17 protein-coding genes and 1 riboswitch are annotated in these 17,541 nt (G+C 38.6%); of the genes, 13 read left to right on the top strand and 4 right to left on the bottom strand.

Annotated elements, in window-relative coordinates; all coding sequences use genetic code 11:
- Nucleotides 1–85: 85 nt before the first annotated feature.
- The gene (locus BK049_RS06220) at nucleotides 86–370 is read left to right on the top strand and encodes an AbrB/MazE/SpoVT family DNA-binding domain-containing protein (protein ID WP_008357640.1); all 285 of its coding nucleotides are present in this window, start codon (nucleotides 86–88) and stop codon (nucleotides 368–370) included.
- 39 nt (nucleotides 371–409) lie between these two features.
- On the opposite strand, the gene BK049_RS06215 is transcribed toward BK049_RS06220, so the two are convergent.
- From BK049_RS06215 to tcyA, 3 genes are read right to left on the bottom strand one after another with little or no spacing between them, the layout of a single operon-like run.
- A complete protein-coding gene (locus BK049_RS06215) occupies nucleotides 410–1,153 on the bottom strand; it encodes an amino acid ABC transporter ATP-binding protein (RefSeq protein ID WP_071168094.1) in 744 nt (247 codons plus the stop codon).
- Nucleotides 1,154–1,165: 12 nt separating this feature from the next.
- The gene (locus BK049_RS06210; RefSeq protein ID WP_008357636.1) at nucleotides 1,166–1,858 is read right to left on the bottom strand and encodes an amino acid ABC transporter permease; all 693 of its coding nucleotides are present in this window, start codon (nucleotides 1,856–1,858) and stop codon (nucleotides 1,166–1,168) included.
- The gene (gene tcyA, locus BK049_RS06205) at nucleotides 1,845–2,660 is read right to left on the bottom strand and encodes a cystine ABC transporter substrate-binding lipoprotein TcyA (protein WP_008357634.1); all 816 of its coding nucleotides are present in this window, start codon (nucleotides 2,658–2,660) and stop codon (nucleotides 1,845–1,847) included. The genes BK049_RS06210 and tcyA overlap by 14 nt, the downstream gene beginning before the upstream one ends.
- A 328-nt stretch (nucleotides 2,661–2,988) precedes the next feature.
- A riboswitch (purine riboswitch) is annotated at nucleotides 2,989–3,090 on the top strand.
- Nucleotides 3,091–3,352: 262 nt separating this feature from the next.
- On the opposite strand from tcyA, the gene BK049_RS06200 reads away from it, so the two are divergent.
- The 9 genes from BK049_RS06200 to BK049_RS20225 all read left to right on the top strand — a co-directional run bounded on the left by BK049_RS06200 (nucleotide 3,353) and on the right by BK049_RS20225 (nucleotide 11,891).
- Nucleotides 3,353–4,621, top strand: a complete 1,269-nt coding sequence (locus tag BK049_RS06200; RefSeq protein ID WP_034738804.1) for a cytochrome P450 — start codon at nucleotides 3,353–3,355, stop codon at nucleotides 4,619–4,621.
- 52 nt (nucleotides 4,622–4,673) lie between these two features.
- On the top strand, nucleotides 4,674–5,303 hold the full coding sequence (locus tag BK049_RS06195) for a dienelactone hydrolase family protein (protein WP_071168093.1): 630 nt from the start codon (nucleotides 4,674–4,676) through the stop codon (nucleotides 5,301–5,303).
- A complete protein-coding gene (locus BK049_RS06190) occupies nucleotides 5,300–6,487 on the top strand; it encodes an MFS transporter (RefSeq protein WP_008357628.1) in 1,188 nt (395 codons plus the stop codon). Before BK049_RS06195 ends, BK049_RS06190 begins: the two co-directional genes overlap by 4 nt.
- Nucleotides 6,477–6,923 carry a hypothetical protein gene (locus tag BK049_RS06185; RefSeq protein ID WP_083381092.1) on the top strand — a complete coding sequence of 149 codons (447 nt, stop codon included), beginning with the start codon at nucleotides 6,477–6,479 and terminating at the stop codon, nucleotides 6,921–6,923. Before BK049_RS06190 ends, BK049_RS06185 begins: the two co-directional genes overlap by 11 nt.
- Before the next feature lie 272 nt (nucleotides 6,924–7,195).
- Nucleotides 7,196–8,629 (top strand): amino acid permease, encoded by a 1,434-nt coding sequence (locus BK049_RS06180; protein WP_083381091.1) that lies wholly within the window; start codon nucleotides 7,196–7,198, stop codon nucleotides 8,627–8,629.
- Nucleotides 8,630–8,907: 278 nt separating this feature from the next.
- On the top strand, nucleotides 8,908–9,156 hold the full coding sequence (locus BK049_RS06175) for a hypothetical protein (protein WP_008357622.1): 249 nt from the start codon (nucleotides 8,908–8,910) through the stop codon (nucleotides 9,154–9,156).
- A gap of 57 nt (nucleotides 9,157–9,213) precedes the next feature.
- The gene (locus tag BK049_RS06170) at nucleotides 9,214–9,942 is read left to right on the top strand and encodes an ATP-binding cassette domain-containing protein (protein WP_008357620.1); all 729 of its coding nucleotides are present in this window, start codon (nucleotides 9,214–9,216) and stop codon (nucleotides 9,940–9,942) included.
- Nucleotides 9,943–10,582: 640 nt separating this feature from the next.
- Nucleotides 10,583–11,263, top strand: coding sequence for a hypothetical protein (locus BK049_RS19715; RefSeq protein WP_237739200.1), 681 nt, complete (start codon nucleotides 10,583–10,585; stop codon nucleotides 11,261–11,263).
- Between the two features lie 253 nt (nucleotides 11,264–11,516).
- Nucleotides 11,517–11,891 carry a metalloprotease family protein gene (locus BK049_RS20225; protein WP_145939395.1) on the top strand — a complete coding sequence of 125 codons (375 nt, stop codon included), beginning with the start codon at nucleotides 11,517–11,519 and terminating at the stop codon, nucleotides 11,889–11,891.
- A 62-nt stretch (nucleotides 11,892–11,953) separates the two neighbouring features.
- Here BK049_RS20225 and BK049_RS06150 read toward each other — a convergent pair whose 3' ends face one another.
- Nucleotides 11,954–13,447 carry a peptide MFS transporter gene (locus BK049_RS06150; RefSeq protein WP_071168089.1) on the bottom strand — a complete coding sequence of 498 codons (1,494 nt, stop codon included), beginning with the start codon at nucleotides 13,445–13,447 and terminating at the stop codon, nucleotides 11,954–11,956.
- Between the two features lie 262 nt (nucleotides 13,448–13,709).
- Here BK049_RS06150 and BK049_RS06145 point away from each other — a divergent pair, with 262 nt between their 5' ends.
- The 3 genes from BK049_RS06145 to BK049_RS06135 all read left to right on the top strand — a co-directional run bounded on the left by BK049_RS06145 (nucleotide 13,710) and on the right by BK049_RS06135 (nucleotide 17,539).
- Nucleotides 13,710–15,494, top strand: coding sequence for a right-handed parallel beta-helix repeat-containing protein (locus BK049_RS06145; protein ID WP_083381090.1), 1,785 nt, complete (start codon nucleotides 13,710–13,712; stop codon nucleotides 15,492–15,494).
- Nucleotides 15,495–15,692: 198 nt separating this feature from the next.
- Nucleotides 15,693–17,018, top strand: a complete 1,326-nt coding sequence (locus BK049_RS06140) for an LLM class flavin-dependent oxidoreductase (protein ID WP_071168088.1) — start codon at nucleotides 15,693–15,695, stop codon at nucleotides 17,016–17,018.
- Between the two features lie 17 nt (nucleotides 17,019–17,035).
- Nucleotides 17,036–17,539 (top strand): GNAT family N-acetyltransferase, encoded by a 504-nt coding sequence (locus BK049_RS06135; RefSeq protein ID WP_071168087.1) that lies wholly within the window; start codon nucleotides 17,036–17,038, stop codon nucleotides 17,537–17,539.
- The last annotated feature ends 2 nt before the right edge of the window (nucleotides 17,540–17,541 follow it).

Below are 17,541 nucleotides of genomic sequence, written 5' to 3'. Positions count from 1 at the left end.
TCCTTCATTTTCATGCCATCGAGCAGATCGCCCGATAAGGAGGTGATCGTCCATATAGTATCTATAGATGCAGGAGGGGGTCAATTTGATAAATGAAGACTATGTAAGGCATATAGATAAATTCGGGAGAGTTGTCCTTCCGACAGATGTTAGAAAACGATTAAAAATTCGACCGCAAGACTTTATAGAAATCTATCAAGAAGAAGGTCGCATTGTGATAAAACCTTATTGGCAGGATAAGCCTTGTATCGTCACAGGGCAAGTCACCTGTTCCAATAAGGCGCTGTCAGGCGGAGTAGTTGTCAGCCCAGAGGGAGCGAGACTGCTCCTTCAAGACTTATTGGCGCTTCGCCTGCAAAAAGAGATATAAAAAAAGGCTGTTCTCATCACATGAGAACAGCCTTTTTCATCATACTGGATTCAAAATCCGGTTTAAAAATTGCTTTGTTCGTTCTTCCTTTGGCCGTTTGAAGATTTCTTCAGGAGGACCTTGTTCGACGATCACGCCTCCATCAATAAAAATCACTTCGTCCGCCACTTCTTGGGCAAACTTGATTTCATGTGTGACCACCGCCATCGTCCAGCCTTCTTTGGCCAGATCCTTCATGACCTTTAAGACCTCACCGACAAGCTCAGGATCAAGTGCAGAGGTTGGTTCATCAAAAAGCATAAGCTCTGGCTGAATGGCAAGTGCACGGGCAATGCCGACACGCTGCTTTTGACCGCCTGACAGCTGGAAGGGATACAAATCTTTTTTATCCTCAAGTCCTACCTTTTGCAGGAGCTGAATCGCTTCTTTTCGCACCGCTTCTTTCGGACGGCGCTGGACTTGGACTGGACCTTCCATCACATTCTCAAGAACAGTGCGATGTGGAAACAGATGATAATCTTGAAACACCATGCCTGACTTCCGGCGAAGCTTGAGCAAATCAGCTTGTTTATTTTTTTTAGAAAAATCAATCGAGAAATCATCGAAGGTAAAGGAGCCGCCATTTGGTATTTCAAGTGCATTTAAACAGCGAAGCATCGTTGTTTTTCCTGAACCTGATGGACCAAGGATGGCCACAACCTGCCCTTTGTTGATCGTAAAATCTATTGACTTTAAAATCTCATTTTCACCAAAGGATTTGTTTAAGCCTTTGACTGTTAGCATGTCGTTCCCTCCTTACCTTGCGACATATCGATCGAGTCGTTTTTCAATGCGGTGCTGCACGAGTGATAGAATGAAGCAGAATACCCAATAGATCAGGGCGGCTTCCATATAAATAAATAAGATTTGATCCAAGTTTGCCGCAGCAATTTCCTGTGATTTACGGAACATCTCTGCCACGAGGATTTGGGAGGCAAGGGATGTGTCCTTCACTAAGCTAATAAATGAATTAGACAGCGGCGGAATGGATACACGCACTGCCTGCGGTAAAATCACACGGACGAGCGTTTTGCGATGGGTCATCCCGATCGAATAACCCGCTTCCCATTGCCCTTTTGGAACAGAAAGGACGGATGCCCGGATGATTTCCGACGCATACGCACCTACGTTTAATGAAAAAGCGATAATGGCACTTGGATATGGATCAAGTGTGATATTAAAGGTCGGAAAGAAATAGAAAATAATAAACAATTGCACAAAAAGCGGCGTTCCACGAACAGCCGACACATAAATGGAAAAAATCCATCTGAGCGCTTTGATTTTAGACATTCTAGCAAGAGCTGTTACAAGTGCGATAAAAAGACCAATGATAAAGGCAATGATGGCTAAGGGAATTGTATAATAAATTCCCTGCATCACCATTGGCCAAAAAGATTGCTGAAGAAGATCCCAAGGAATGACGACTCCTAGGGTATTACTTTGTAACATCTTCACCAAACCATTTCTTAGAAATCTTAGCAAGTGTACCGTCTTTCTTCATTTCTTTTAGTGCGCCATTCACTTTGTCAACGACTTCGCCGCTGCCTTTTCTGAAGGCAAAATAAGTTTCTTGAGGATCTCCTGTTTCAAATGCAACTTTTAGGTTTTTGTTCCCGCTTGTTTTCAAGTAATTCAAGACAGCCAGCTTGTCATTGAATGTCAGATCAGCACGTCCTTGCTGAATCAATTGAATGGATTGTGCAAGACCTTCGACGCCTTCAATCTTCGCACCAGCATCTGTTGCAAGTTTATTGTAGTTACTTGTTAATGATTGTGCTGCTTTTTTGCCTTTCACATCAGAAAGTTTCTTGATGTCGTTGTTATCCGATTTTGTCACAACAATGGCTTGAGACGTTGTGTATTTATCAGAGAAATCATATTGATTTTCACGTCCAGTTTTACCAACTTGGTTTGCTATCACGTCAAAACGTTTAGAATTCAGTCCAGCAAACATGCTGTCCCATTGAGTTTCTTTGAATTCTGGTTTTAAATCAAGGCGTTTAGCTACTTCTGTGATAACCTCAACATCATAGCCAGTTAATTTATCTGTCTTTTTGTCATGGAATGTGAAAGGAGCATAAGTACCTTCTGTCCCTATTGTTAAGACGCCTTTATCCTTTATAGATTTCCAAAGGTCACCTGATTCCTTAGACTCAGATTGTTTATTAGCGTTGTCATTTGCAGCTGATCCACATGCTGTGATCAATGCAACACAAGCGCCTAAAATAATGGCAAACAACATCTTTTTCATTTTATTCCCCACTTTTCTTGTTGGTATTTACAACATATGATCTTACAGAGAAGCAACCTAAAAGTAAAGCATTTGAAACTAGCTTGAGCGAATCTCACCAACTTTATGCCTGCTGTTACAGCCTTCTAGTAAGAAATAGGCCAACTAATGCCGCTATCCATATACCCGAATTAAAAGAGAGATCAAACTAAAATCGAGCAAATAGCGAAATGATCGTCAAGATATTTGAAAAATGTAATCATTTTTTGAACCATTTCAGAGTCAAATATGCTATGATAAAAATGTAAAAATAAAGTATTTTATTGTATTTTTTTACATTCGATTCGAATTTGATGTAGGCAGCAATACTCGTATACCTTCAGAAATATGGTCTGAGAGTCTCTACCTAATTCCCGTAAAGAATTAGACTACGAGAAGATTGCTACTTAATCTTACTTATAGGAAAAATGACAGGAACTATAACATTTTATATTGTTAGATTCCTCTAACTAAAAGCCTCTGTGAATCGTTTCAATCATACATTCTTTAAGACCAAGATCAGGTAGAACTTCTCACGCTATTCAGCGATGGTGGCAGGTTCTTTTTATCTTGGTTTTTTTATATGCCCCAGACTGATGAGAAGAGAAAGTTGTCATATTTCCACCAATCTCAAAAATGAATCGAAAATTTTGTATGTGAAAACAGAAGGGATGATGTTGAAATTGAAGACAGAACAGAGTGTGGAACAGTTGAGTTTGTATAGTAATGAATATTTTGAACGGCGATATGACATTTATAAGCAATTAAGAAATGAAGCCCCTGTGTGTTGGAATGAAGAGATGAAGTCTTGGTTCATCACAAGGCATGCTGACATGACCACAAACCTTCCAGGTGATCGGTTTATTTCTAGTCAAGTTATTCCTTTAAAGATGAATAACCTAGAAAAAGGTGAAGATCAGCACTTTAAAGATATCATTGACATCATTAAAACATGGATGGTTTATCATGACCGTCCTGACCATACAGAGCTAAGGGGGTATATGAATCGTGCGTTTTTAGTAAATGAAATTGAACTGATCACTCCTGAAATTAAAAAAATTGTTGCTACAATTATTGACCGTGTTCTTGAGAGCCACACAGAATCATTTGATTTCGTAGAAGAAATCGCACATCCTATCCCAGCGATGGTTCTTTGTAAAATGCTTGGTATTCCAGGAACAGAAGTAGATAAGTTTATCAAATGGTCTGATGATATTGCTCTTTTTATGCAAAACTTTGTTGTATCTCATGTACCTAGTAAAGAAATAAGCGAACAAGTCAGAGGAAGTGTGAAAGAGATTTATGCGTATTTATCAAATGCTATAGCTGAGAGAAGAAAAGAGAAGAAGAATGATTTGTTAAGTCGGCTTATTTCTGAGACACCGGGTGTTAATGGTGAGTTAACAGATGATCAATTAATTGCCCAGACGATGCATCTCATTTTTGGTGGGCATAAAATTCCGCAGTTTGTTCTCAGTAACTCGCTACATTTGTTATTTAAGAATCCAGAGATCCTCAAAATGTTGAAAAAGGATATGTCATTATTACCTAAAGTTTTAGATGAAACAATGAGGTTAGAAGGCCCCATCCAATATATTGTCAGACATGCATCCTCAGATATTGAGTTGCATGGTAAGCAAATTAGGAAGAACGATTCTGTTTACTTTTTCTTGGCATCTGCTGGAAGAGATGAAAGAGTTTTCGAACATCCTGACAAAATGGATATCACAAGAAAGGGGTTTCGTCATATGGCCTTTGGCGGGGGGTATCACACATGTATCGCAGCAGCATTTGCTCGTGCGGAAATTATGGAAATATTAAAAGAAGTCATTTCACGTTGTCCTGATATACAGCCTTTATATGATCTTGAAAATCCAGAATGGACTTCTAACCCTACATTTACAGGTATTTTACACATGGAAGTAAAGGTGAAGAGGAATTAAGAGTGGGGAAAGTCTTCTTGTTTTGCACTCTTAAGAAGGGAATGATGGACATTTGCAAACATTACATCAAAAACCCGTCATCATCTTGATACATGAGATTTATGGCATAAATGATCACATGGAGACTACGATCAAACATTTTGAAAGGGCTGGTTTTGAAGTCTATTGTCCTGAGCTATTAGGTCAAATCAAACCATTTGGTCGTGATAGTGAAGGCGATGCGTATCGCTATTTTATGAAAGAAGTAGGTTTTGACCGATCAGTCGACAAAGTCCTTCATTTAGCAAGAGAATTAAAAGCGAAAGATAAGAGTGTCTGTCTTTTTGCATTAGGTTTCAGTGTGGGAGCAACAGTCGCTTGGCTATGTAGTCGATATGATGGTTTATTTACTGGAGTCATCGGGTTCTATGGTTCCAGGATAAGAGATTATATGACGATTTCGCCTAAATGTGAAACGTTGTTGTTTTTTCCGACCATTGAAAATGCTTTTAAACCTAGGGAAATTGTAAGTGTTTTGGAGAAAAAGAAAGGAGTTCATGTGATGATGGTAGAGGGAAGACATGGATTCGCCAACCCATATTCAGAGGCTTTTAAAGCTCCCTCTAAAGATCGCTGTTTTCAACACATGAGTGAGTTCATAAAAGTACAATTGAATAAAGTCAGATCGGCAGAGAGAGTATGAATGCTAACAAATGGATGTCTATGCAGTTTTTTGGATTCTTTTTCACATTTGGTATATTTGTTCCCTATTGGTCGATTTGGCTTGTTGCAGATAAGAACTTTTCACCTGATCAAGCCGGCATAATTATTGCGATTGGATTACTGACCCGAGCGATGACCACCTTTTTTCTATTTCCTTTGGCAAGTCAGTATATGGGCTTGGCTCGTTTAAATCAATGGGTGGTTTTTTTATCGGTGCTCCTCTTTGTTCTTCTTATACCGGCAAATAGCTTTTTAGCGGTCATTGTGACCACGTTCTTCATTAGTCTTCTCTATCCAATGCCTTTAGCTATGCATGAAGCGATGGCCTCTAGACTGATGAAGAAAGGAGAGATTGCTTATGGGCGCAGCAGATCCTTTGGCTCTTTTGGATACATTGTGGCATTGCTACTTATGGGGATTATGATCTCCATATTGGGAGAAAGAGTCATTATTTATGTGATGATTGGGGGGCTGCTGTTATTTGCCTTATTGGCTTCTTTACGAGCTCCTAGTACCTTGCGAGAAAAAAATGACCCAGCGGGAATGAGCATAAAAAAACTATTTCAGTCAAAGTCCTTTGTGTTTGTTCTGCTTCTTTGTGTCATCTTACAGTCTGCGCATGCTGCATATTACAGTTACGCTGTGCTTTTTTTAGGCAATTTAGGGGTACGGCCAGAATATATAGGATTTCTTTTGTTAATAGCGGTCATTGCAGAAATTGTCTTCTTTTTTATTTCGGATTCGTTGTTTAAAAAAGGTTCAGTGACCACTTTATTGATGTTTAGTGTAACAGCATCAATTGTAAGATGGATGTCGCTCTTCCTTTTCGGGAATGTTTTCATTTTCATCCTGTCTCAACTACTTCATGCCTTTACGTTTGGCCTTACTCAAGTGGCCTTTATGAAATACCTAGATAGGCATATAAAAAATCAATTTTTCCCATATGCTCACGGGCTGTACGCAGCTTTAGGATTAAGTCTTGGTAACGGTCTGTTAACCATAGTGAGCGGGTACTTATTTTCTATATCTCCTTCCTATGCATTCTTAGGAATGGCTATTATTTGTCTGCCATGTTTTCTTTTGATTTATTTGTTGAAAGTAACTTTGAAAAATCACAATGATCATAAAAAAAGTAATGAGGAGCGACAAATGCATGCGAATTAAAAAAGAGAAGGAGTTCCAAGAGGTAGATGGCCAATTAGATCAAGTGATGAAAACGGATGTGGTTCATTTTTCAAATGAGCAGTCGATACAAGTTAAAATCCATCATACAGCGTCTTCACGTAGACAGGGAATTGTTCTTTTATCAGAAAATGGTTTTATTGTAGGGGGCGATAAAGTCTCTACTTTGATATTTTGGGAGAATACAGAAAATGATGAACACATGGTTACTTGTGTTGGAGGTACTATGAATTTATTCAATATCTGGGAAGAGGAAAGAATGCCTGGTTATCATGATCGAGGGTCAGGGATGAAAGTTGAAAAAAATCACAATGGCTTTGTTTATCATTGCTATGACAGGTACACGAAAGAAAAAGACACTTCTATGATATTCTCCATTTCCTTCTTGTCAGAGGGCTTCTGCAAAACAGATGAATAGAAAAATAAACTACAGACCAGTGTGAAAGTCTTCAACAGACGCACACTGGTTTTTATATTTAGGTATTCATGGAGCAGAAATATCACTTTCAAGGTGAGGATCTTCTTTGAGTTGTGCGAACATTACTAAAATAAAGACTTTGTGACAGTGACGTTAGAAGGAAGCATATTTATTATAAAAGATGTATAATTAGTAGGTTGTTTTGAAAATGGAATAATCACATGGAGACATGTTTTGATAACAGAACATCTTAGAAGAAGGAGGGCATCATTGTGGATGTTGGACAAAATCAGCCCGAACAATTGAAAAGGGCGATGACCTCCCGCCATTTATTTATGATTTCTCTTGGCGGTGTCATTGGGACAGGCTTTTTCCTTGGAACAGGCTATACGATTGGACAAGCAGGGCCAGTTGGAGCTGTTCTTTCCTATATTGTGGGCGGATTGATCATGTATTTAACCATGCTGTGTCTTGGAGAGCTGTCAGTCGCGCTTCCTGTGTCGGGGTCGTTTCATACGTATGCGACCAAATTTGTCAGTCCTGCCGCAGGCTTTGCTGTTGGCTGGATTTATTGGCTTGGCTGGGCAGCCACTGTGGCGCTGGAATTTTTATCAGCAGGGCAGCTGATGAGACGCTGGCTTCCACAAGTGGATGTGTGGATTTGGTGTCTCATATTTGGGCTGTGTTTGTTCTTATTAAATGCCAGGTCAGCAAAAGCGTTCGGGGAGTCGGAGTTTTTCTTTTCAACCATTAAGATTGTTGCCATCTTACTATTTATTGGCGTAGGCGGAGCGGCGATGTTTGGTTTTATTCAAACGACGAGCGGGGAACCAGCTCCTTACTTTAGTCATTTTGTGAGTGACGGTCTGTTTCCGAATGGCTTGCTGGCCGTTGTCGTCACGATGATCACGGTGAATTTTTCGTTTCAAGGAACGGAGCTGATCGGGATTGCGGCAGGAGAAAGTGAAAATCCAGAGAAAACCGTGCCTCGTTCGATTCATCAGACGGTTTGGCGCACCCTTGTCTTTTTCGTTTTATCTATTTTTGTCTTAGCGGGCATGGTGCCTTGGAAAGAAGCGAGTGTGCTGCAAAGTCCATTTGTGACCGTATTTGAGAGAACGGGCATTCCTTATGCGGCAGATATCATGAACTTTGTCATTATCATTGCTTTATTATCTGTGGCGAACTCTGGTCTGTATGCTTCGACAAGAATGCTGTACTCCTTATCGAAGGAAGGAATGGCAGGGAAGGCGTTTAGACGAGTCAATCAGCGCGGTATCCCAATGAATGCGCTGCTGCTTACCTTTCTATTTACAGGTATTTCGCTATTATCTGGTTTTTTTGCAGAGAAAACCGTCTTTGCCTGGATTGTGTCTATCGCCGGCATGAGTGCCCAGACCGGCTGGATTACAATTACATTATCACAGCTGCTTTTCCGCAGAAGATATGTGAAAGCAGGCGGCAAGCTGGAAAACTTAAAATTTAAAACCCCTCTTTATCCGGTACTGCCGATCATTGCCATCACGCTAAACTCGATTGTGTTAATCAGCCTTGCCTTTGATGCGGAGCAGCGGATTGGGCTATATGTCGGCGTACCGCTTATGATCATTGGGTATGTCGTCTATCACCGCTATGTGAAAAAGCATCAGGCGAAAAGTGAACCGCTCAAGCTGCAAATCCACGGAGAAGATGAGATTCGGTTTTAAGATCAAAAAAGAAATACTAAATATGTGAGTATGAGATATTTTAAAACACCTCTGATATAAATCTGAAGGTGTTTTTTTCTTGTGATCAATTGGGAAAATTTCATATTCAATCAGTCTATTGGACTTAATAATTATTGAAATAATGGATCGAGGAAAGGGTGATCTTTAAGAATAATAGATTAAAATAACCTTAAAATTGTAAAACAACCTTGAATTTTCCATATAATAAAATTAATATTATCTTGTATTTTGGAGAACAGCAGTTAGGAGAGAATAAAGTGTTTGTCATTAGTAAAATTGAGAATAAATTAATGTCTGGCCTATATAAAATGGGATCTTATTTAAATGAGAAACATAAGAACGTTATTGAAAATAAATGGATAGTATGGGTTATTATTTTAATAGCATTACTTTCGGGTATTGCTTATGCATTTTATTGTACAAGTAAAGGCTACAGTTTCTCTGGTAAAGTTAAGTGGAATTGGCCAAAGGTTTGGGATATCGGGATAGGCTGTAACGCAAAATAAATTAGTATATATGCTGTTCTTCAAAATCGCTATTAATCAAAAATAGGAATGATAAAAATGATTACTATAAATGAATTAGAAAAAAACTATAATGGTAGCCCTGTTCTGAATAACTTAAGTATAACGTTTGATTCTAAAGGAATCGATATCATTGTTGGAGTAAATGGGTCAGGAAAAACTACACTTCTAAATTGTATATGCGATATAACGTCCTTTCAAAAAGGAGATATAAAAATTAATTCAGTTAGCAGAAAGGAAAAAGAAGCAAAACTTAAAATGTTCTATATACCATCTGACTTTTATTTGCCTGAATATCTGTCTGGTAATGAATATGCTGATTTTATTTTTAGGAGATATAGGGATGTAAATAAGAAATTATTTGAGTTTATTACTGAAATGTATCATCTGACATCATTTTTAGACGAAAAAATTAGCAATTATTCTTATGGTATGAAAAAGAAATTACAAATAGGGATTGCTTTGGCTTTAGAAGTTGAATATGTATTGGCGGATGAAGTATTTAATGGACTCGATTATGAAAGCTATTTATTGACAGAGTATTTAATAAAAAAATACTCTGCACTCAGAAAATTCATCTTAATTTCACATAACATGGATTTTATTATGCGTAACGAACAGGCCAATGTTTATTTACTGAGCAAAGGCACCTTGAGCACTATTAAGAACGTTGGAGAAATTGAAGGGATCGTAATAAATAATGGAGAATTACAAAAATACTATGAAAAAATTGATGGATTCATTTCTCGTAACAAAAGTCTTGCTTAATGAGATTTGTCATAATTTATTATCAAATAATATTTTCAAAAAAAGGCATAATAGATATCTGTTATTAGGTCTTATCTTAGCTGTTTATATCATGTATTTCTATTTAAATATGACTGAATTAAATAAAATTTTTATAAACAGGAATGAAGTTTCTAATGAACTGAGAAACTCGTTGTTCTCTAGTCTAACTAATATGATCATTATTATCACTGGTGTTATTTATTTAATTGTAACCCTATCCTTCTCTCTTACAAAAAAAATGCAATTTCTGCTAAAGATCCTTCCTTTTGAAAAAGGGAGTATATGGTTTGGTAGCGTTATTTTCAAACTATTATTAAGTTATTGGTCTTTTTTAATTGTTTTTGCAATAATGATCCCTATGTTGAGGTTATTCCACTATAGTATAGGATTAAATTTTTTAATTTTGATATATTGCCAGCTTTTATTCGTTGCAAGTATCTGTTTTTATTATTTAATTTTTTATTCTTTAAGTCGACTTGTTAGGTTAAATTTTTTTAATATAAATAATGGGTTATTAGTGTTGTTTCTTTTCCTTTATTATTTCTCTTTTCGTTTTAGAATTGACATGAAATTTCAGACATTTAATATGATTATTGATCATGTCTTAGTGGTTAAGTTCATGCTTATTTTAAGTATTTTAATTGCTCTATTTGTGCTATGTATCCATTATCTACACACAAAGATTGATAATGATATATATACTACTAATGATTTTTATATTTTAAAATTGCCTTTTAATATGAAAATGAATAAATTAAATTTAATTATACTCGGAACTATTAGGAGTAAATTAACTATAAGGCTTTTAGGTGTAGTATTTTTAGTCTTTGTATTATCCCTTTTTGATACTAAAAATATCCTCATTTCATTGACTACACTTGCATACATATATCCTATTATTTCATTTTCATCTATTAGATATTTTAATACAACTGTATCATATCGCAAAATGAATTCTTTTTTTGGGATAACTTCTTTAAAAGAATCTTTTATTACAACATTTATGAATTTAATAATCAATTTCCCACTTGTAATCACATCATTGATGTTATCAGGTGATTTCGTAAAAAGTCTCTATTATGGTGTCATTTTATTTGAAGCAGGGCTGATAATGAGTATTATATTTCCGAAAAATAAGAGTTCTTTAAATGAGTTCTCTGCTTCTGTACTATGTATTGTAATGGCTGTAGGACTTTACCTAATTTCAAATAGTGTGCTTATTTTTGTCTCTGTATATTTGTTGCTATTCTCAGTTAAATATTATTTGTTGGAAAGGAGTTATTTAGATGAGACTGCCTAGGTGGATATTTTTAGGTACAATTTTATATTTAGTTGCTTTTTTAATTGATTATATAACGACTCTTTTTTCTATTGATGAGACTGGCGTATATATGTCAAAATTAGGGCTGAAAATTGATATGACAATGAATAAAGAAGAATTGTATACGAATTTTTCATTTACATCTCAAATTTTAATTATATATATGATATATATTCTTTTTATTATTGCGCTATTTGCTATTATAAAGTCTAAAAAAACAACGAAATAAAGTATGGAAAACATGATTTTATTTATAAAAGGGTTTATCCTTTTTTATCTTATATTGATGAGTGTGCTTATAATCCATGAAGCTATTCATTTGTTGTTGATAAAAAAATTTCAAAAGAAGATATTAGGGCTGAAGCTTAATATATTTGGAGCTAGTGTTTCATACCTAAATGATAAAAAATATCTTCATATTTTTGTCATTTCAGTAGCACCTAATATTATTTTACCGATTAGTGGTGGGCTCTTATTATACTATGATATCAGTATATACTGGAATGCATTTGCATTTATTTGTATATTAAACCTTGTGAATTTGTTCCCTTTTACTGCTGATGGATCCATCATATTATATTCCATAATGAAGATGCTGAAAAAATGAAGGATTATTATGAATAAATAAAATAAAAAACTGAACATGAGTACTTCATGTCCAGTTTTTTATTAATGAACACCTTTCATCGCTTTCTTAATCACCGGTGTAAACAGAAGCATGACAACACATAAAACGATGGCGATGAGGCCGATGATCCCGAAATAGACGGTTTCTGGCACTTTATCAAACAGTTTGACCACCTGTGCATTGATCGCCTGTGCCATCGCATTTGAAAGGAACCAAAGGCTCATGGTTTGCGCTGAAAAGGCAGCAGGTGCAAGCTTTGTTGTGGCTGACAGCCCAACTGGTGATAAGCAAAGCTCTCCAATCACAACTAGGAAGAAGCTGAGGACGAGCCATATTGGGCTTACAAGTGTATTTGGACCAGACATGTATGCAGGAATGATCATGATGATGAAGGATAACCCTGCAAACAGTAGACCAAGTGAGAACTTAACCGGGGTAGACGGCTGTTTTTTACCGAGTCTGATCCATAACCAAGCAAATACTGGTGACAGCAGCACAATAAAGATCGGGTTCAAGGATTGGAACCACGAAGAGGCTAGTGTCATTCCAAGGAAATTCAGATTGGTTCGTTGGTCTGCATATGTGGCTAAAATGTTTGAGCCTTGTTCTTGAATCGCCCAGAACATGACCGCAGCTAAGAATAATGGAATATAAGCGAGTACCCTGGATTGCTCCACTGTGCTCGTTTTTTTACTAAAATACATCACAATAAAATAAACAATCGGAATGAGTACACCAAGGACGCTGACAAACCAAGTGAATAGATTAATGGTGAGCGCTCCTGTTTGGATGCCAATGACAGCAAAAACAACGAGAACAATCACAATCAATGTTCCGAAAATTTTGAAGTTCTTGCGTTCAGTAGCTGTTAGTGGATTTGTCACATAAGTGCCGGCAAGCCCAAGATTCGGCTTTTTCGTGATCACAAACGTAATGAGTCCAATAAGCATACCAACGGCAGCAAGTGAGAAACCAAGATGGAAATTCACTTTTTGACCGAGTGTTCCGACAATTAATGGGGCAATAAAACCACCCATGTTGATCCCCATGTAGAAAATACTAAAACCAGAATCTCTGCGAGGGTCCGTTTTTGTATACAGGTCACCGACAATGTTTGAAACGTTCGGCTTTAGAAGACCTGTCCCAATAATAATCAGCCCCATACTAATAAAAAGTGCTGTTACTCCGCTTGGCAGTGCCAAAATCACATGACCAAGCATAATGAAAACCCCGCCATAAAAGACCGTACTAGATGAACCGAATACCCGGTCGGCGAGCCATCCGCCAATAATTCCTGACATGTAGACAAGGGCACCGTAAACAGACATGATCGAATTGGCTGTCGTCTGGTCAAAGCCAAGACCGCCTTTTGTCACCTCTGTGTACATATAATAGATGAGAAGTGCACGCATGCCATAATAAGAAAAACGCTCCCAAAATTCAGTGAAAAACAGTGTGTAAAGTCCTTTAGGGTGTCCAAAAAAACCTTTTTGTGGAACACTTTTAACAATTTTATCGTGGTCAATTGTAGACATGGCATAGATCCTTTCTTAAAAAAAGAGATATGAGAAAAATGATATTCTTGTATAGTTCTTGTGTCAATATAAAACTATTCTAAAACAGGAAAATGTTAGTTCAATAGGCGAAAAGACTCAAAAAATTAAAAAATTCAATCAAATAAAAATCATCGGAAAATTATTTCGAAAGAATTTATCTAAAATTTTAAGTAATGTACAAGCAAACCTTTTTCGCATGCATAGGATGACGAGAGAACATGTGAAAAAAGGAGGGGTTTGGTTGGGGGAATTGAATGAATCTGATCTGAAGAAGCCCATTGTCAATGTATTAGACTTTGGCGTGATTGCAGACGGGAAAACGGACTGTACGGCGAAGCTGAACGAATGCCTAGAATGGACAAAAGCACAAGGCTACTCCCACGTCTGGCTGCCGAGTGGTACGTATGTAATAGATGCGGTGTACAGAGGTGATCCATTTTTTCCTTTTCGGAATGCCGGCATACGGGTGCCTAGCCATATTTGTATTGATATGGCATCAGATGCCGTGATCAAAGTAAAACCAAATGATTCATGGGGATATGCGGCATTTTATATAGGAAAAGTTCAGCATGTGACCATTCGAGGCGGACGGATTGAAGGAGACCGGGATACGCATGTGTACAAGTCACTCCCTTCTGAAAGAAAAACCCATGAATGGGGTTTTGGTGTGTGTATCGAAGGTGCTTCCCATGTGAATGTGCATCATGTACAGATTCAAAATTGTACGGGAGACGGCATCATTGTCAGTCCTCATGGTTTATTGACCCATATCGAATCGTACTCACCTGCTTCGTCTATTCATATTTCTGGCTGCACCATCACGGATTCAAGGAGGAACAATATTTCCATTACAGGCTGTGACGGGGTCATTGTTGAGGATTGTTTAATTGAAAGAGCAGGGGTCAACGGGGTCGAGCCAAAAATGGGGATTGATATTGAAGGATATGGAGAAAATGCGACCAATCTGGAGGAACCGCTGAATATTCAAATCCGAAACAACATTGTGAGAGGCGGGGTAGCAAGCGCCATTTATAACTTCAACGGCTATGGTGTGATCATTGAAGGCAATCAAACGGACAGCAGTATCTCCTATGGCTTCGCCACTGAAACGATCATCGCAAATAATTTGATTCGTGCAGTGGGAGGGGGCGTGACAAAAGCAGGGATTACGAGCTTAGGTGTCTCGCTTGATCAAACGGAAAACAATGTCATTATTATTGGCAATATGATTGAAGGGTTTGAAAAGGGCATTGACGTAAGGGGAGACAGCGTGCACATCACAGGGAATAAAATCAGTCTTTTCGAAGATGCGGCTGTGTCCGTATATATGGCGAATCGTATTTTAATAGAAGGAAATCATATTGAGTCAGGGACAAACACACGGCTCAGAAGTGCATCGCTTCGGATTTATCAATCAGATAGCATTGTCTTTTCAAACAATACCATCTACTCTGTCATCGATGCAGCAATTGTCAGAGGAACAAATATCCTGATTCGACATAATCAATTCAAGGAATTCAGCAGAGGGATATGGGTGCAGGGTGGAGAAGCGGGGATTAACGGCAATCACTTTATTCAAGAAGGAGTATCAGAGCTTACGTCTTCTTATACGATCAGTGTCACAGGAAATGCAAAGGCTCTCATTTGGCGGAATCGCTTTAAACAGTATCAAAACTACGCCGTATACAGCAACACCACAGGACCTTTAGAAATTAAAGATAATTCCTTTGAAGAAACATCCTTATATGTGGTGATGTATATTAAAAACGGTTCACCCCAAATCGGAGATAACCGCTTTTATTTAAATCGTTCCATCGGACAGCCGACAGCGATTTTTCTGGACCAGACCGTCTCAGCACGAGTGCTGAGGAATAATATCATCAATTTCTCGCCTCAAAAAGCGATTGCCTTCCGCACCATGTCTTCCACTCATTCGGTGATTGCCCATAACGTGCTGGAGCGCAGTCAATGGATGACACACAACACAGACCGGCTCATCGGAAATATTGAAATCGACCCACCGTAAACGCCTGTAAATCCCTTTTTTTGGAGGTTTAGAAGGCGGTTGACAATCATGTGAAAAGGGCATATAGTAATAATTATTTTTCATTTTTCACAACATTTGCCCTTTTTTTATGGATAAAACCGATTAATTCAATCAGAAAAATGTATCTTGTGAAAATAACAGCTTGATACAGGAAGATATAGAAAGGATGAAGAACAAGTGTCACAGCCAAAACGGAAGCTCAAGCTAGGCGTATTCATCGCAGGAACTGGGCATCATGTCGCCTCTTGGAGACATCCGAAAGCAGTACCAGACGCAGCCATGAATCTTGATTACTTTAAACAATTAGCGAAAAAGGCAGAGGAAGGAAAGCTGGATTTGCTCTTTTTAGCCGACAGCTTATCCATTAATCATACCTCTCATCCGAATGTATTGACAAGATTTGAACCACTCACACTGCTTTCTTCCATTGCAGAGTCTACCTCTACAATCGGCTTAGCAGCAACAGCATCGACTACATACAGTGAGCCATTCCATATTGCGAGACAGTTTGCTTCACTCGATCATTTATCGAGCGGCAGAGCGGCTTGGAATGTGGTCACATCTTCTATTGAAGAAACAGCGAAAAATTTTAGCGGAGAAGAGCATTTAGCGCATCACAAACGATATGAGCGGGCAGAGGAATTCGTAGATGTCGTTAAAGGTCTTTGGGATTCTTGGGAAGAAGGCGCACTTGTGAGAAACCAAGAAACGGGAGAATTCTTTGATCCTAGTAAGCTCCATGAGTTGCATCACAAAGGTGAGTTCTTCTCTGTTCGAGGGCCGCTCAACGTATCACGTACGCCGCAAGGGCAGCCGGTGATCATTCAAGCAGGATCTTCCGAAGATGGTCAAAAGCTCGCAGCTAAAACGGCTGAGCTCATTTTTACGGCACAAAACGATCTTGCCAAAGCGAAGGAATTTTATCAAAGCTTGAAGGGGAAAGTAGAGGCAGCTGGACGTGCTAGAGAGGATGTCAGCATCATGCCGGGCATCTTCCCAATCATTGCCGATACAGAGGAAGAAGCAAAAGCAAAGTATGAAGAATTACAAGAGCTGATTGTTCCAGAGATTGGCCTTAGTATTTTACAAAACTATTTAGGTGGAATTGATCTGACGCAGTACCCATTAGACGGGCCGCTTCCAGAGATTGATCCAAGCATGTCCAATGCGGTGAAAAGCCGTTTTGATCTTGTCATGAATATGGCGAGAAAGGACAACCTGACCATTCGCCAGCTCTACCAATCTGTTGCCGGCTCTCGCGGTCATCATATTTTCATTGGAACACCTGAACAGCTGGCAGATGTAATGGAAACATGGCTCACTGAGGAAGCAGCAGATGGCTTTAACGTCATGCCGCCATTATTGCCAGAAGGACTCGATGTATTCGTAGATCGCGTCGTTCCGATCCTTCAGGAAAGAGGCTTGTTCAAAACAGAATACACAGGACAAACCTTACGAGAAAATCTCGGATTAAAACAGCCAAAAAATCGTTACACGACATAAGGGTGAGGTGACTAACGTTGGGATACACGTTTCGTCTGGCAACTGAGGAAGATATAGAGGCGCTGCTTGAACTGACAACAAGAGCCTACGAGCCGATTCGTGAGCTCGGCATCCAGTTCCAAGCAGCACATGCAGATTTCGCTCTCGTTCAGAAAAATGTACAAAAGAACCTTTGCTATGTAATGGAAGAAAACGGAGAGCTTCTCTCCACCTTATCACTCCGTATGCCTTGGGGTGAACAGCCAGGACCGTTCGGCGTTCCACACATTTGGTGGTTTGCCTCAGAACCATCGGCGAAAAAAGGGACAGGCTCTGCTTTACTTGAGTGGGTTGAAACCGAAGTGCTGAGGGATACACTGAAGGTACCGTATGTGTCTCTCGGTACAGCTGATAAGCATCCGTGGCTTATGGATATGTATCAGCGCAAAGGCTACGTCAAAGCAGGTGAAAAGGATTTAGGCAAAGGTCATATCACCATTTATTTCAAAAAACAATTAAGATCAGATATTACACAACCATAAAA

The organism is Bacillus xiamenensis (assembly GCF_001857925.1).
Classification (GTDB): Bacteria; Bacillota; Bacilli; order Bacillales; family Bacillaceae; genus Bacillus; species Bacillus xiamenensis.
This window is presented reverse-complemented; position numbering and strand designations above follow the sequence as displayed.

Coding starts and splice junctions, on each gene's coding strand:
- BK049_RS06215 (WP_071168094.1), bottom strand. CDS start 1,153: ATGCTAACAGTCAAAGGCTTAAACAAATCCTTTGGTGAAAATGAGATT.
- BK049_RS06210 (WP_008357636.1), bottom strand. CDS start 1,858: ATGTTACAAAGTAATACCCTAGGAGTCGTCATTCCTTGGGATCTTCTT.
- tcyA (WP_008357634.1), bottom strand. CDS start 2,660: ATGAAAAAGATGTTGTTTGCCATTATTTTAGGCGCTTGTGTTGCATTG.
- BK049_RS06200 (WP_034738804.1), top strand. CDS start 3,353: ATGTTGAAATTGAAGACAGAACAGAGTGTGGAACAGTTGAGTTTGTAT.
- BK049_RS06190 (WP_008357628.1), top strand. CDS start 5,300: ATGAATGCTAACAAATGGATGTCTATGCAGTTTTTTGGATTCTTTTTC.
- BK049_RS06185 (WP_083381092.1), top strand. CDS start 6,477: ATGCGAATTAAAAAAGAGAAGGAGTTCCAAGAGGTAGATGGCCAATTA.
- BK049_RS06170 (WP_008357620.1), top strand. CDS start 9,214: ATGATTACTATAAATGAATTAGAAAAAAACTATAATGGTAGCCCTGTT.
- BK049_RS19715 (WP_237739200.1), top strand. CDS start 10,583: ATGCTTATTTTAAGTATTTTAATTGCTCTATTTGTGCTATGTATCCAT.
- BK049_RS20225 (WP_145939395.1), top strand. CDS start 11,517: ATGGAAAACATGATTTTATTTATAAAAGGGTTTATCCTTTTTTATCTT.
- BK049_RS06150 (WP_071168089.1), bottom strand. CDS start 13,447: ATGTCTACAATTGACCACGATAAAATTGTTAAAAGTGTTCCACAAAAA.